Genomic DNA, 13651 nt, shown 5'->3' on the forward strand with positions numbered 1-13651 from the left:
GGGTCAGCCCTGGATCAGCCCCTCGCCGACCATGCGCACCGCATCGCCCAGCACCAGCATGGCGCCCAGGATCAGGCCGCGCGACAGCAGCGCCTCCGCCACCGCTTCCCCGCCATCCAGCGCCTGTGCCACCACATCCGCCGGCAGCGGGCCGACGCCGATGGTCACGGGCAGCTCGCCCAGGTCGCTGTCCGGGTCCAGCGCGCGGGCGGGGGCGCGGCGCACCGCGGGATGCTCGGCATCCACCGCATTGGCGATGACGGTCGCCGCGGCATCGGCCTGCGCCGCGGTTGCGGCCAGCACCGTCACCGCATCGGCGATGCCGCGGGAGAAGCTGCGGCCCGGCCAGCCGGAGGTGGCGACGCCGCGGACCGCATCCTCCGCCCGCAGCCGCACCAGGCCTTCCGGCACGGCGCGCTCCAGGCTCGGCACCAGCCCGACCCGCAGCGACTGGCCGGGCGCGAGGTGCAGCGCGATGTCGCCGCCATTGTTCACATGCGCGGCCAGCAGGCCGGGGGTGCCGGCGATGGCGTCCAGCACCTCCTCCGCCACCGCGCCGGCGACCGCGGCCATGGGCGTGATGTAGTCCCGCCGGAAGGGCCAGACGGCGGCGGCCATGCGGCGCGCGACGCGGCCCTGCAGCGCGGGCGGATCGGCGCCGATGGGCGTGCGCAGCAGCGGCAGTTCCGCGACCAGGTCGGCCAGCAGGCCCTCGAAGGCGGCGCAGGCGCGGGTGCGGGCTTCCGCCATGGCGGCGCGGGTGCCGTCCAGGCCGATGACCAGGTCGATCGGCCCGTCCTGCAGGTGCAGGCGGCCGTCCGGGAGGGCTGCTGCCCAAGGGGAGTTCATGCCGCCGGCCATGGGTTCGGCTCCATCCAGGGGTCGTGGCGCGCGGCTTCGCCGTATTCGGCCAGCAGGCGGTCCAACGGCACCGCATGGTCGACATGGCCGCCCAGGCGGGCATAGAGGTCGGCACGCAGGGTGAACTCGATGGGCGCGACCAGCGCCGGCGTCGGGACATAGCCGAAGGCGCCGTCCGGCACGCGCAGCACATCCGCCATGATGGTGATGCCGCCGCCGGGCCACAGGACGCAGGGGGCGCCGCCGATGGTCACGCGCACCAGGCTGCGCTGCACCTCCCGCGTCAGCAGCACGGGGTTCTCGGTGACGCCGGCGCGCAGGCTGCCGCCCGCGCCGGCCATGAACAGGATGGAGGTCAGCGCCGGCTCGCAATTCTCGCCGATGCGCTCGACCGTCTGCACCACGGCCGGCGGCGCCTGCGCCGGCACCGGCCGCAGGGCCTCGTCGAGTTCGACGTAGAGGAAATCCTCGCCCGTCGTGCTGGTCAGCAGCAGGCGCAGGCCGGGCCAGGCCAGCTTCGGGTCGATGCTCTCGATGACCGCGAGCGGGTCGGTGATGTCCGTCCCGCCCCAGCCGGTGCCGGGATGCGCCACCTGGAAATAGCGCCCGGGGGTGGAGCGGCGGCCGCGCACGCGGATGCCGGTGGGCGGGACGTCCAGGCATTTTCCCGCCTGGTGCTCCGACAGCACGCCGGTGATGTGGTCGTCCACCACGATCACCTCGTCCACATGGCCATGCCATTGCTGGGCGAAGATGCCGATGGCGGCGCTGCCGCAGCCGACGCGCATGCGGCGTTCCGGCACGCCGTTCACGATGGGCGCCTGGCCGGCTTGCAGCACGACCCTGGCGCCGCCGTCGATGCTGACCTCCACCGCCTGCTTCGCGCAGAGCTTCAGCAAGGCGGCGCAGGTGACGTTGCCTTCGCGCTTGCTGCCGCCGGTCAGGTGGCGCACGCCGCCCAGGCTGAGCATCTGGCTGCCGTATTCGGCCGTGGTGACATGGCCGATCTGCTCGCCGTCGACGCGCACCGCCGCCGTCTCCGGCCCCAGGTGGCGGTCGGTGTCGATCTTCACCTTCAGCCCGCAATAGCTGAAGATGCCCTCGGTCACGACCGTGACCGTGTCCACGCCCTTGTGCTGCGCGGCGACGATGAAGGGGGCGGGCTTGTAGTCGGGATAGGTGGTTCCGGCGCCGATGGCGGTGACGAAGGTCTGCTTCGGGGGTGCGATCCCGCCGTCCCAGTCCTCGGCATTCTCCAGGAAGGGCACGGTCTCGCCGCCCGCCTCCACCGTGCGGTGCATGAGCACCAGCGGGTCGGTGCGGACCAGCTCGCCGTCGCGGTTGGCGTAGCGGCTGCAGGCGCCGGCGCGGCCGGGGCGGATGCGGCAGAGCACCGGGCAGGCATCGCAGCGGACGATGCCCTCATTGCCCTCGCGCGCGCCGAAGATCGCGGTCCTGTCCGTGCTCATCGCCCGATCGCCTCCAGCACGCGGTGCGGCAGGGCGGGCACCGTCGTGATGGTGGCCCCGGTGGCGTCGCGGATGGCCGACAGGATGGCCGGCGCGGTCGGCACCAGCGCCGGCTCGCCGATGCCCTTGGCACCGAAGGGGCCGAGCGGCTCGCGGTCCTCCACCAGGATGCACTCGATCGCCGGCACGTCGCCGACGGTGGGGATCAGGTAGTCGTGCAGGTTCTCGGTCCGGCCGGGCAGGTATTCCTCCATCAGCGCCAGGCCGATGCCCTGGGCGATGCCGCCATGGATCTGGCCCTCCACCAGGGTGGGGTTGATGGCGCGGCCCACGTCATGCGCCGCGACGATGCGGGAGAGGTGGATCGTGCCGAGCTCCATATCCACCGACAGCGCGGCGAGTTGCGCGGCGAAGCCGTAGGTGGCGTAGGGGATGCCCTGGCCATCGGCATCCAGCGGCACCGTCGGCGGGTCGAAGCGGCCGATGCCCTCCAGCGGCGCCGCCAGCGCCAGCGGCCGGCCATCCACCAGCACTGTGCCGTCGCGCCAGTCCAGCCGCGCCTCGGGCCCGGCATTCGCGCGCAGCAGGATCGCCTGCCGCAGCGCCGCCCCCGCTTCCTGTGCGGCGCGGCCACTCACGAAAGTCTGGCGAGAGGCGCTGGTCTTGCCGGCATCCGCTGTCAGGTCGGTGTCGCCCAGCACCAGGCGGAAGGCGGCGGGCGGCAGGCCCAGCGCATCGGCGGCGATCTGCAGCAGCACCGTGGTGCTGCCCTGGCCGATATCCACCGCGCCGTTGTGGAAGACCAGCCCGTCCCGCCCCAGCGTGATCCGCATGGTGGAGGGGTTGGACATGCCGGTATTGCCGATGCCGTACCACATGCAGGCGATGCCGACGCCGTGCCGGCGCGGACCGCCGCTTGCGTTCATGCTCGCGGCGTCTGTCCGCATCGCCTGCCAGTGGGGCCGCAACGCCTCCAGGCAGGCGGCGAGGCCGACCGAGTGTTCCAGCACCTGGCCGGTCGCGGTCGTGTCGCCTGCGCGCAGCGCGTTCAGCAGGCGGAATTCCAGCCGGTCGAGCCCCGCGGCATCGGCCAGGCGGTCCCACAGCGCTTCCTGCGCGATGGCGGCCTGCGGCACGCCGAAGCCGCGGAAGGCGCCGCTGGGCGGGTTGTTGGTGAAGATGGCGCGCGCCCGCGCCGCCACCGCCGGCACGCGATAGGGCCCCGTGGCGTGGACGGGCACGCGGCCGGCGACGGTCGGGCCCCAGCTGGCATAGGCGCCGGTGTCGTAGATGCCCTCGAAGGCGAAGCCCGTCAGGCGCCCCCCGGCATCGCAGCCGGCGCGGGCGGCGATGCGCGCGGGGTGGCGCTTGGTGCTGGCGGCCATGCTCTCGGCGCGCGGGAGGATGGCGCGCACCGGCCGGTCCAGCAGCCAGGCGGCGATGGCCAGCATCGGCTGCAGCAGCACGTCCAGCTTGCCGCCGAAGCCGCCGCCGCAGGCCGAGGGGATGATCCGCACCGCGGAATGCGGGATGCCGAGGACGCCCGCCACCTCCTCCAGGTCCATATAGGGTGCCTGGGTGCAGCCGAAGACCTCCATGCGGTCGCCGACGCGGCGGGCCCAGCCGGCCTCGGGCTCGATATAGGCATGCTCGACGAAGCCGGTCTCGATCGCGATCTCCGCGACATGCGCGCTGGCGGCCAGCACCGCTTCGGCATCGCCGGCGAGGACGCGGCCGGTGGTCAGCACATTGTCCGGCCAGCGTTCGTGCAGCGCCGGGCCGCCGGCCAGCGTGACGGGGTCCAGCACCTCCCAGGCGATGGGCAGGTCCTCGGTCCGGATCGCGTCAAGCGTCGCGCGGTCGCCGACCAGGGCGCAGAGGCAGTCGCCGCGATAGCGCACCTCGCCTTCCGCGAAGACCGGCTGGTCCTTGATGTCGGGGTAGATGCCGAAGCCGTTGCGGCCGGGCACATCGGCGGCGGTCAGCACATGCGCGATGCCGGGATGCCGCGCCAGGAAGGGCGCCCAGTCGCCGAAGGCGAAGCGGGCGCGCGGATGCGGGCTGCGGACGGCCCGCAGCCAGAGCGCATCCGGCGGCGCCGCATCCGCGCCGAACAGGTCGGCGCCGGTCACCTTCGCCGCGCCATCCGCCCGCGGCATGCGGGCACCGACGGCACAGCCCGCCGCGGGCGCGACCGGCGCCGGGCCGTCGCCCAGGAAGGCATGCGCGTCGCAGACGGCGTCGAGGATCTTGCGGTAGCCGGTGCAGCGGCAGAGCACGCCGCCCAGCGCCGCCATCGCCTGCGCCTCGGTCGGGCGCGGGGTCGCGGCCAGCAATTCGCTGGCGGCCATCAGCATCCCGGGCGTGCAGATGCCGCATTGCGCCGCGCCATGGTGCAGGAAGGCGCGCTGCAGGGCGGCGCCCATGGGCGTTGCGGCCAGGCCTTCCACCGTCGTCACGCCGCGGCCGGCGGCCTGGCCCAGCGGCACTAGGCAGGCGCAGGCCTGGGCGCCATCCAGCAGCACCGTGCAGGCGCCGCAATCGCCGGCATCGCAGCCGACCTTGGTGCCGGTCAGGCCGAGATGGTCGCGCAGCGCCGTGCTCAGCCGGGTGCCGGGCGGCGCTGGCACGGCCTGGGCCGCGCCGTTCACCGTCAGCAGGATCGCCTGGCCGGTCATGCCGCGCGCGCCTCCGCCGGGGCGGCCAGGGGGGTGCTGAGCGCACGCCGCAGCAGCACCAGCGCGGCCTGGCGGCGATAGGCCGCGGTGGCACGGACATCGTCGATGGGCGAGAGCGCCGCCAGGTGCTCCGGCCGCGCCGCGCCGGCGGCCGCCGCCAGGGGCAGCCCGGCCAGCGCCGCCTCCAGCGCCGGCAGGCGCTGCGCCACTGGGGAACAGGCGCCGATGGCGATGCGGGCCCGCGCGATCCTGCCCGCCTCGGCCTCGATCACCGCGGCGACCATGACGATGGAGATGACCAGATAGGCCCGCGCGCCCAGCTTCTCGAAGCGCGCCACCGCGCCCGGCGCCTTCGGCACCAGGATGGCGGTGGCGATCTCGTCCGCCGCCAGGGCGGTGCGGCGGTTGCCGAGGATGAACTGCGCCAGGGGCAGGCGGCGCGGGCCGCGCGGGCCGGCCATTTCCACCACGGCGTCCAGCGCCAGCAGCGGCGGCACGCCATCCGCGGCGGGGGAAGCGTTGCAGAGATTGCCCAGCAGCGTCGCGCGGTTCTGCACCTGCGCCCCGCCGACCTGCGCCGCGGCCTGGCGCAGCGCGGCGAACCAGGGCGGCAGCGGCGCATCGCGCAGCGCCGCCCAGGTCACCAGCGCACCGATGCGGTGGTGGTCGCCGCGGTCCTCGATGGCCGCAAGATCCGGCAAGGCGGAAAGATCCAGCAGCGGCCGGTCGTCCGGGCGCATCCAGGCCTCCCCGGCGGCGCGGGCAGGGTAGAGGTCGGTGCCTCCCGCCAGGATCCGGGGCGGGGCGGGGGCCTCGGCCAGCAGGCGCAGCGCCTCCGGCAGGGTGGTGGGGCGGTGGTAGGCGGTCATGCCCTGGGATGTGTCACCGGTCCGGCCGCGGAACCAGCCCCGCGGCCTGCCCCGCGCAGCAAACCACGCGCCATGGCTGTGGGCCATCCTGTTGGCGCCCCGGCCAGGGCCGCCGACCGGGCCGGCGCCATGGCCAGCGCCGCGGGGCGGCTGCCGGCCGGGGCTGCCCGGCCGCATGCCCTGGCACATGCCGATGCACCCGGTCGCGCCCGCCGGCCCTTCCGCGACGGCGCAATCCGCCGCAACGGTGTCGCACGGGTCGCGGCGGCCGCGTCCCACCGTGCCCATGCCCGCGGTGCCCATGCCCGCCGTGCCGCGCCCGCGGGCATTCGCCCCGCCCCCCGGCCGATCGGCGATGGCCGGCACGGGCAGCGCCTGGCCTGCGGGCGTTTCCGCCCCCCGGCGATCTGCTCTAGGCTTCGCCCGGCGCTGAGAAGGGGCGGGCGATGGCGGTGGAGCAGGCGGCAGGACCCGCGAAGGGGCGCATCCTGGTGCGCGGCATCGGCCTGCTGCTGTCGGGCGACCTCGCCGCGCCGGTGCTGGAGGCCGATGCCATCCTGATCGAGGACGGCCGCATCGCCGCCATCGGCCGCGGCCGGGACCTCGCCGATCGCGGCCCGGTCGATTCGGTGATCGAGGCGCATGGCTGCGCCGTCTCGCCCGGCCTGGTGGACAGCCATGTGCATCCGGTCTTCGGCGACTGGACGCCGCGGCAGAACCAGATCGGCTGGGTCGAGAGCTTCCTCAACGGCGGCGTCACCACCATGATCTCGGCCGGCGAGGTGCACCTGCCCGGCCGGCCGAAGGACATCGTCGGGCTGAAGGCCCTGGCCATCACCGCCCAGCGCGCCTTTTTCAACGCCCGCCCGGCGGGGGTGAAGGTGCTGGCCGGCGCCCCCGTCCTCGAGAAGGGCATGGTCGAGAGCGACTTCGCCGACCTCGCCGCCGCCGGCGTCACGCTGCTGGGCGAAGTGGGCCTCGGCAGCGTCAAGGCGGGCTACGAGGCGCGGGAGATGGTCGCCTGGGCCCGCAAGCACGGCATCCAGAGCACGATCCATACCGGCGGCCCCTCCATCCCCGGCAGCGGGCTGATCGACCGGGACACGGTGCTGGAGGCCGATGCCGACATCATCGGCCACATCAATGGCGGCCATACCAGCCTGCCGGAGAGCCATGTCTGCGAACTCTGCGAGCGCAGCACGCGCGCCATCGAGATCGTCCACAACGGCAATGAGCGGGTGGCGATCGCCGCCGCGCAGGCGGCGCGCGACCTGGGGCAGCTGCACCGGGTGATCCTGGGCACCGACAGCCCGGCCGGCAGCGGCGTGCAGCCGCTCGGCATCCTCAGGCTCATCTCGCTGCTGTCCTCCCTGGGCGGGATCCCGGCGGCGCAGGCCATCGCGCTGGCCACCGGCAACACCGCCCGCATCCGCAGCCTGGATGCCGGGCTGATCGAGGCGGGGCGCGCCGCCGACCTAGTCTTCCTCGACCGGGCGCAGCACACCGCGGGGCGGGACCTGCTGCACAGCATCGAACTGGGCGACATCCCCGGCATCGGCGGCGTCATGATCGACGGCGTGATGCGCTGCGGCCGCAGCCGCAACACCCCGCCGGCCGAGCGGGTGCCGGAGGTCCTGGGACACTGAGCACGACGGAACAGGCGGCGATCGCCCAGGCGCCCTGGTGGCGCCGGGGCGTCCGCAACGGGCTGGTGCTGGGCGGACTGGTGCTGGCCGCCGCCATCGCCCTCAACCTCGGCGACCTCGACGGGCTGCGGCGCATGGTCGCCGAGGCGCCCTTCGCCATCGCCATCTCCATCGCCGTCCACATCCCGCAGATCTTCCTCACCGCCATGGCCTGGCGGGCGCTGCTGCCGCCGCAGCACCGGCCGCCGGTGCTGGCGATGGCGCGGCTGCGCTGGTACCGCGAATCCGCCAATGCGCTGCTGCCGGCCGGCGCGCTGGTCGGGCAGGCAGCCGCCGCCCGGCTGCTGGCCCGGCGCGGCGTGCCGGGGGAGATGGCGGGCGCCACCGCCACCGTGGACCTGACCCTGGAAGCGGTCTCCCAGCTGTTTTTCACCCTGGCCGGCGTCGCCCTGCTGCTGGGGGTCGGCGGCGGGCAGGGGATGGTCGGCTTCGCGCTGGCCGGCCTCGCCATCGCGCTCGGCGGGGCCGGGGCGATGGTGCTGCTGCAGCGCCGCCTGCCGCTGACCTTGCTGGAGCGGGGGCTGGCCCGGCTGGCCCGCCGCTGGCCGGCCATCCGGCCCGGGGCGATCCGCGACTTCCAGGCCGCCATCCTGGCCCTGCATGCCGACTGGCCGCGGCTGGTGGCGGCGGTGCTGTGGCACACCGCCGCCTGGCTGTCCGGCGTGCTGGAGGTGGCGGGGATCCTCTGGCTGCTCGGCCAGCCCGTCAGCCTGGCGGATGGCATGGTGATCGAGACCCTGGCCCAGGCGCTGCGCAATGCCGGCTTCATGCTGCCTGGGGCGCTGGCGGTGCAGGAAGGGGCGATCATCGGCGCCGCCGCGCTGGTGGGGGTGCCGGCCGCGGCGGCGCTGGCGATGGCGCTGGCGCGCCGGGCGCGGGAGGTGCTGCTGAGCCTGCCGGGGCTTCTGGCTTGGCAGAGGGCGGAAGGGGCGGCTATGGCAGCCGGCAAGGGCGCCGCGGCACCGGGACCGCGGCCGGGGGATTGATCGGCATGGGCAGCACGCGTTCGGGCGTCATGGACCTTCTCCGGCTGGTGCCGAAGGGCGGGCCGGCGATCGTCAATGCCTCCGTGACCAACATGTGCAACGCGACCTGCGACTTCTGCAATTTCGCTCATGACAAGGGCTTCGTCACCGACCGCCGCTTCCTGGACGCGACGCGGTTCGAGGACGCGCTGGCGCATCTGAAGGAGCAGGCGGGGGTCCGCTTCGTCACCTTCATGGGCGGCGAGCCGCTGCTGCACCCGAAGATCCTCGACATGGTGCGCAGCGCCACCGCGATGGGCGTGCAGCCGACCATGGTGACGAATGGCTGGCTGCTGCCGCCCAAGGCGGCGGCGCTGGCCGAGGCCGGCGTGACCACTCTGTTCATCTCCATCGACGCGCCGGAGCCATTGGCGCACGAGAAGAACCGCGGCCTGAAGGGCGTGTGCGAGCGCATCCGCGAGGCGAATGCGATCCTGCGGGAGAAGGGCGTCACCGTCATCGCCAGCGTCGCCATGACGCGGCTGGTGACGGACTATGCCGCGCTGGCGCGCTTCGTGAAGGAGCTGGGCTTCTCCGCCATCACCTTCTCCTATCCGCGCAAGGCCGCGCTCGGCTCCAACAGCCTGGTGTGGTCCGAGGACAGCGACCTCGTCGACATGTCCCAGGCGGAGCTGCTGGCCGCCTTCGACGGGGCGGAGCGGGCGCGGGAGATCATCCCGGTGCACAACCCGCGCGCCGGCATCGCCGACATGCGCCGGCGCCTGTCCGGCCAGGGCGAGCGCTTCGTCTGCCATGCCGGCTACAAGTATTTCTACCTCGACTGGAACTACGACCTCTGGCGCTGCGAGGACTGGAAGGAGCCGCTCTCCTCGGTCTGGGACTTCACGCCGGAGAAGATGGTGCGGGATGGCTGCCAGGCCTGCACGACGGACTGCTACCGCGATGCTAGCATCATGCTGCATCTGCCGGTGGCGATCGGCGATGCCTTCGCCCGGCTGAAGGAAGGCAAGCCGCTGGCCGCCTTCCAGGCACTGGCGGATGGCCGCGTCGGCGGCTCGATCGGCGCCATCATGGGCCATGGGAAGCGGCTGACGCGGCTGGCCGGCGCCGGCTGATCCGAGGGGTCCAGGGGCCCTTCGGCCCCTGGCGGGGTGAGCCCGGGAGGAGCAGTGCCCCTCCCGGTGGCGGGAGAGACGAGCGATGGCGGCCGTGATCCGCAAGCTGGTGGTGATCCTGGACGAGACGCGGCGCGAGATGCGCCGCGATCTCGCGCCGCCGGTCCGCCGCGCCGTCGCCTGCGCCGTCATCGAGAACCCCTTCGCCGGCCGCTATGTCGAGGATCTGTCCGAGCTGATCGCGCAGGGCGAGGAATTGGGCGCGCTGCTGGCGGCGCGCGCCATCGCCGCCCTCGGCATCCCGGGCGAGCGGGTGGAGAGCTTCGGCAAGGCCGCGGTGGTGGGGGAGGCGGGGGAGCTGGAGCATGCCGCCGCCCTGCTGCACCCGAAGATGGGCGCGCCGGTGCGGGCGGCGCTCGGGAAGGGGCCGGCGCTGATCCCCTCGGCCAAGAAGGCCGGCGGGCCGGGCACCGCCATCGACGTGCCGCTGGGGCACAAGGATGCCGCCTTCGTGCGCAGCCATTTCGACGCCATCGAGGCGCGGGTGCCGGATGCGCCGCGGGCGGACGAGATCCTGCTCTGCCTGGCGCTGACCGATGGCGGCCGGCCGCTGCCGCGCATCGGCGGGCTGACGAAGGACCAGATCGAGGGGCGCGACGGGCTGCGCTGAGCGCGCCGCGCCGCCTGCTCCCGCAAACGCGCTGCCGGTCCCGCCGGCCGAGACCCGCGCAGGCCGCCCCCCTCCCTTGCAAAGGGGGCGGGGCATGGGCATACACCCCAGCAACGACGGACGGCGGTCCGCGGCCCCACGCGCGCCATGACGGCGCATGCCAGCGGCAGGGGCCGGCGGCCCGCGTCAGAAACGGCCCAGACGCATGCCGGACGTAAGCCCATCGGGCCACGGGCCCGGCCTGCCGGGGCCTGCCGCAAACGGGAGAGCGATCCGGGTGTCAGACACCATCCTGGAAACCAATGGCCTGACCAAGGAATTCATGGGCTTCGTCGCCGTCGGCGACGTTTCCCTGAAGGTCCGCCGCGGCAGCATCCATGGGCTGATCGGGCCGAACGGCGCCGGGAAGACCACTTGCTTCAACCTGCTGACGAAGTTCCTGCAGCCGACGCGCGGCAGCATCACCTATGACGGCCGCGACATCACCAAGCTGAAGCCGGCGCAGGTGGCGCGGCTCGGCCTCGTGCGCAGCTTCCAGATCTCGGCGGTGTTCCCGCACCTGACGGTGCTGGAGAATGTGCGGGTGGCGCTGCAGCGGCAGCGCGGCGGCAGCTTCGACTTCTGGCGCTCCGACAGCCTGCTGCGGCAGTTCGACGACCGGGCGCGGGCGCTGCTCGCCGATGTCGGCCTGACGGGGTACGAAACGCTGACGGCGGGCGAGCTGCCCTATGGCCGCAAGCGGGCGCTGGAGATCGCCACGACCCTGGCGATGGAGCCGCAGATGATGCTGCTCGACGAGCCGACCGCGGGCATGACGCATGAGGATGTGGACCGCATCGTCGCGCTGGTGAAGCGCGTGGCGGTGGGCCGGACCGTGCTGCTGGTGGAGCACAACCTGAAGGTGGTCTCCGGCCTCTGCGACACCATCACCGTGCTGACCCGGGGCCGCGTGCTGGCCGAGGGCGACTACCAGTCCGTGGCCCGCAACCCGGAGGTCATCGCCGCCTATCTGGGCAGCGAGGCGCATACCGTGACCGAGGGAGTGCCGGCCTGATGTCCGCAGCGCTGGAGACGACGCGCCCCGCCCCGGCCGCCACCGGCCAGGCCCTGCTGGAGGTGAAGAACCTCGAGGCCTGGTATGGCGAGAGCCACATCCTGCATGGCGTCGGGATCGAGATCCGCCCGGGCGAGGTGGTGACGCTGCTGGGCCGCAACGGCGCCGGCAAGACCACCACGCTGCGCGCAATCATGGGCCTGGTCGGCAAGCGCGCCGGCAGCATCCGCTTCGACGGGCGGGAGATGATCGGCGACCGCTCCGACCTCATCGCCCGGTCCGGCATCGGCTACTGCCCGGAGGAGCGGGGGATCTTCGCCAGCCTGACGGTGACGGAGAACCTGCTGCTGCCGCCGGTGGTCAAGCCAGGCGGCCTCGACCTCGACACCATCTATGCGCTGTTCCCCAACCTGAAGGAACGGGCGAACAGCCCGGGCACCAAGCTGTCGGGCGGCGAGCAGCAGATGCTGGCGATCGCCCGCATCCTGCGCACCGGCGCCAACCTGCTGCTGCTGGACGAGCCGAGCGAGGGCCTGGCCCCGGTCATCGTGCAGCAGATCGGCCGGACGATCCGCGAGCTGAAGCAGCGCGGCTTCACCGTGCTGCTGGTCGAGCAGAATTTCCGCTTCGCCCAGACGGTGGCGGACCGCCACTACGTCATGGAGCACGGCCGGGTGGTGGACATGGTGGCGAATGCCGACCTGGCCGCCAGCATGGACCGGCTGCACGAATATCTCGGCGTCTGAGCCGGGACGGGGGAGGGACGGGCCATGCGGGCGGGGCAGGTGACCAAGGCCGGGCGGCGAACGAACCCGGCAGGGCCTGCGTTCCGCCCGCCGCGCGTGGCGGCCGACGCCGCGCCCTGCACACGGAAAGACCCATGCCCCAGCCAATGACCAATCGCCGTTCCCTCATCGCCGGCGCCACCGCCACCGCCACGGCGCTGGGCGGCCTGCCCTGGCGCGGCGCCCGCGCCCAGGCGAACACCCTCAAGATCGGCGTGCTGAACGACCAGTCCGGCGTCTATCGCGACATCTCCGGGCCCACCTCCGTCGCCTGCGTACGGCAGGCGGTCCAGGACCTCGGCAGCCGCGGCCTGAATGTCGAGGTCGTGGTCGCCGACCACCAGAACAAGCCCGATGTCGGGTCCAACATCGCCCGGCAATGGATCGACCGGGACGGCGTCGACGTGATCGTCGACGTCCCGAACAGCGCCGTGGCGCTGGCGGTGAACGGCGTGGTGCGGGAGAGGAACAAGGTCTACCTCAACAGCACCGCCGCGACCGCCGACCTGACCGGCCCGCAATGCAGCCCGAACACCGTCCACTGGACCTATGACACCTGGATGCTGGCGCGCAGCACCGGCGGCGCCATGGTGAAGGCGGGCGGGGATTCCTGGTTCTTCATCACCGCCGACTATGCCTTCGGCCATGCGCTGGAACGCGACACCGGCAATTTCGTCAAGGCGCAGAACGGCCGCGTGGTCGGCGCGGTGCGCCACCCGCTGGGCAACACCGACTACTCGTCCTTCCTGGTGCAGGCGCAGTCGTCCCGCGCCAAGGTGATCGGCCTGGCCAATGCCGGGACGGACACGGTGAACGCGGTGAAGCAGCTGGCCGAGTTCGGCATCACCCGCCGCGGCACCAAGGTGGCGGTGCTGCTGATGTTCATCAACGACGTGCACGGCCTGGGCCTGCAGGCGGCGCAGGGGCTGGTCTGCACCGAGACCTTCTACTGGGACCTGAACGACCGCACGCGCGCCTTCACGAACAAGGTCAGGCCGCACCTGGCGGGCAACATGCCGGCGATGTCGCATGCCGGCTGCTATTCCGCCGTGCTGCACTACCTGAAGGCCGCGGCCGACATGGGCGCCGACAAGGCGAAGGCGAGCGGCGCGGAGGCGGTGGCGCGCATGAAGGCGATGCCGACCGAAGATGACTGCTTCGGCGCCGGCAGCATCCGCGCCGATGGCCGCAAGATCCACCCCTCCTACCTCTTCGAGGTGAAGTCGCCGGCCGAGAGCAAGGGCCCCTGGGACTACTACAAGCTGCTGCAGACCACGCCGGCCGAGGAGGCCTTCCGGCCGCTGGCCGAGGGCGCCTGCCCGCTGGTCCGCAGCTAGCGCGGTTCGCACGGCGCGCGGACCCCGCGCGCGCCGTCCCGGGCCATCCGGGCCGGCGCGCGGCATGGTCCGCGGCGGCCCGGCGCCGTGACGGGCGCCTTGGCGGGTCGGGGTTGGCGGG

General features: G+C 73.4%; 11 protein-coding genes. 7 read left to right on the top strand and 4 right to left on the bottom strand.

The genetic code is table 11. The features are described from left to right. Window positions 1-3: 3 nt before the first annotated feature. The 4 genes from E2C05_RS08270 to E2C05_RS08285 are packed head-to-tail and all read right to left on the bottom strand — an operon-like array spanning window position 4 to window position 5877. Window positions 4-849, bottom strand: a complete 846-nt coding sequence (locus E2C05_RS08270; RefSeq protein WP_133219141.1) for a UPF0280 family protein — start codon at window positions 847-849, stop codon at window positions 4-6. Continuing rightward, window positions 846-2330, bottom strand: a complete 1485-nt coding sequence (locus E2C05_RS08275; RefSeq protein WP_133219142.1) for a 6-hydroxynicotinate reductase — start codon at window positions 2328-2330, stop codon at window positions 846-848. The genes E2C05_RS08270 and E2C05_RS08275 overlap by 4 nt, the downstream gene beginning before the upstream one ends. Next, a complete protein-coding gene (locus E2C05_RS08280) occupies window positions 2327-5008 on the bottom strand; it encodes a molybdopterin-dependent oxidoreductase (RefSeq protein ID WP_133219143.1) in 2682 nt (893 codons plus the stop codon). Before E2C05_RS08280 ends, E2C05_RS08275 begins: the two co-directional genes overlap by 4 nt. Continuing rightward, window positions 5005-5877 carry an FAD binding domain-containing protein gene (locus E2C05_RS08285; RefSeq protein ID WP_133219144.1) on the bottom strand — a complete coding sequence of 291 codons (873 nt, stop codon included), beginning with the start codon at window positions 5875-5877 and terminating at the stop codon, window positions 5005-5007. The genes E2C05_RS08280 and E2C05_RS08285 overlap by 4 nt, the downstream gene beginning before the upstream one ends. A 446-nt stretch (window positions 5878-6323) precedes the next feature. Here E2C05_RS08285 and E2C05_RS08290 point away from each other — a divergent pair, with 446 nt between their 5' ends. The 7 genes from E2C05_RS08290 (at window position 6324) to E2C05_RS08320 (ending at window position 13530) form a co-directional block, all read left to right on the top strand. After that, window positions 6324-7523 carry an amidohydrolase family protein gene (locus E2C05_RS08290; RefSeq protein WP_133219145.1) on the top strand — a complete coding sequence of 400 codons (1200 nt, stop codon included), beginning with the start codon at window positions 6324-6326 and terminating at the stop codon, window positions 7521-7523. A 65-nt stretch (window positions 7524-7588) separates the two neighbouring features. Continuing rightward, entirely contained in the window at window positions 7589-8569 is a 981-nt protein-coding gene (locus tag E2C05_RS08295) for a lysylphosphatidylglycerol synthase domain-containing protein (protein WP_158292011.1), read from the top strand. Window positions 8570-8574: 5 nt separating this feature from the next. Next, window positions 8575-9684: a radical SAM protein gene (locus E2C05_RS08300; protein WP_133219147.1), complete on the top strand. Its 1110-nt coding sequence runs from the start codon at window positions 8575-8577 to the stop codon at window positions 9682-9684. An 85-nt stretch (window positions 9685-9769) separates the two neighbouring features. Continuing rightward, the gene (locus E2C05_RS08305; RefSeq protein WP_133219148.1) at window positions 9770-10354 is read left to right on the top strand and encodes an amino acid synthesis family protein; all 585 of its coding nucleotides are present in this window, start codon (window positions 9770-9772) and stop codon (window positions 10352-10354) included. A 277-nt stretch (window positions 10355-10631) separates the two neighbouring features. Next, entirely contained in the window at window positions 10632-11408 is a 777-nt protein-coding gene (locus E2C05_RS08310) for an ABC transporter ATP-binding protein (RefSeq protein ID WP_133219149.1), read from the top strand. Then, a complete protein-coding gene (locus tag E2C05_RS08315) occupies window positions 11408-12154 on the top strand; it encodes an ABC transporter ATP-binding protein (RefSeq protein WP_133219150.1) in 747 nt (248 codons plus the stop codon). The genes E2C05_RS08310 and E2C05_RS08315 overlap by 1 nt, the downstream gene beginning before the upstream one ends. 146 nt (window positions 12155-12300) lie before the next feature. Further along, window positions 12301-13530 carry an ABC transporter substrate-binding protein gene (locus E2C05_RS08320; RefSeq protein ID WP_133219151.1) on the top strand — a complete coding sequence of 410 codons (1230 nt, stop codon included), beginning with the start codon at window positions 12301-12303 and terminating at the stop codon, window positions 13528-13530. The last annotated feature ends 121 nt before the right edge of the window (window positions 13531-13651 follow it).

Origin of the sequence: Paracraurococcus ruber (assembly GCF_004353985.1) — a bacterium.
GTDB classification, from domain to species: Bacteria; Pseudomonadota; Alphaproteobacteria; order Acetobacterales; family Acetobacteraceae; genus Paracraurococcus; species Paracraurococcus ruber.

Bases quoted from the DNA above. Each gene is read 5' to 3' on its own strand.
- E2C05_RS08280 (WP_133219143.1), bottom strand. From the start codon at position 5,008: ATGACCGGCCAGGCGATCCTGCTGACGGTGAACGGCGCGGCCCAGGCC.
- E2C05_RS08315 (WP_133219150.1), top strand. From the start codon at position 11,408: ATGTCCGCAGCGCTGGAGACGACGCGCCCCGCCCCGGCCGCCACCGGC.
- E2C05_RS08290 (WP_133219145.1), top strand. From the start codon at position 6,324: ATGGCGGTGGAGCAGGCGGCAGGACCCGCGAAGGGGCGCATCCTGGTG.
- E2C05_RS08305 (WP_133219148.1), top strand. From the start codon at position 9,770: ATGGCGGCCGTGATCCGCAAGCTGGTGGTGATCCTGGACGAGACGCGG.
- E2C05_RS08300 (WP_133219147.1), top strand. From the start codon at position 8,575: ATGGGCAGCACGCGTTCGGGCGTCATGGACCTTCTCCGGCTGGTGCCG.
- E2C05_RS08275 (WP_133219142.1), bottom strand. From the start codon at position 2,330: ATGAGCACGGACAGGACCGCGATCTTCGGCGCGCGCGAGGGCAATGAG.
- E2C05_RS08270 (WP_133219141.1), bottom strand. From the start codon at position 849: ATGAACTCCCCTTGGGCAGCAGCCCTCCCGGACGGCCGCCTGCACCTG.
- E2C05_RS08285 (WP_133219144.1), bottom strand. From the start codon at position 5,877: ATGACCGCCTACCACCGCCCCACCACCCTGCCGGAGGCGCTGCGCCTG.
- E2C05_RS08320 (WP_133219151.1), top strand. From the start codon at position 12,301: ATGACCAATCGCCGTTCCCTCATCGCCGGCGCCACCGCCACCGCCACG.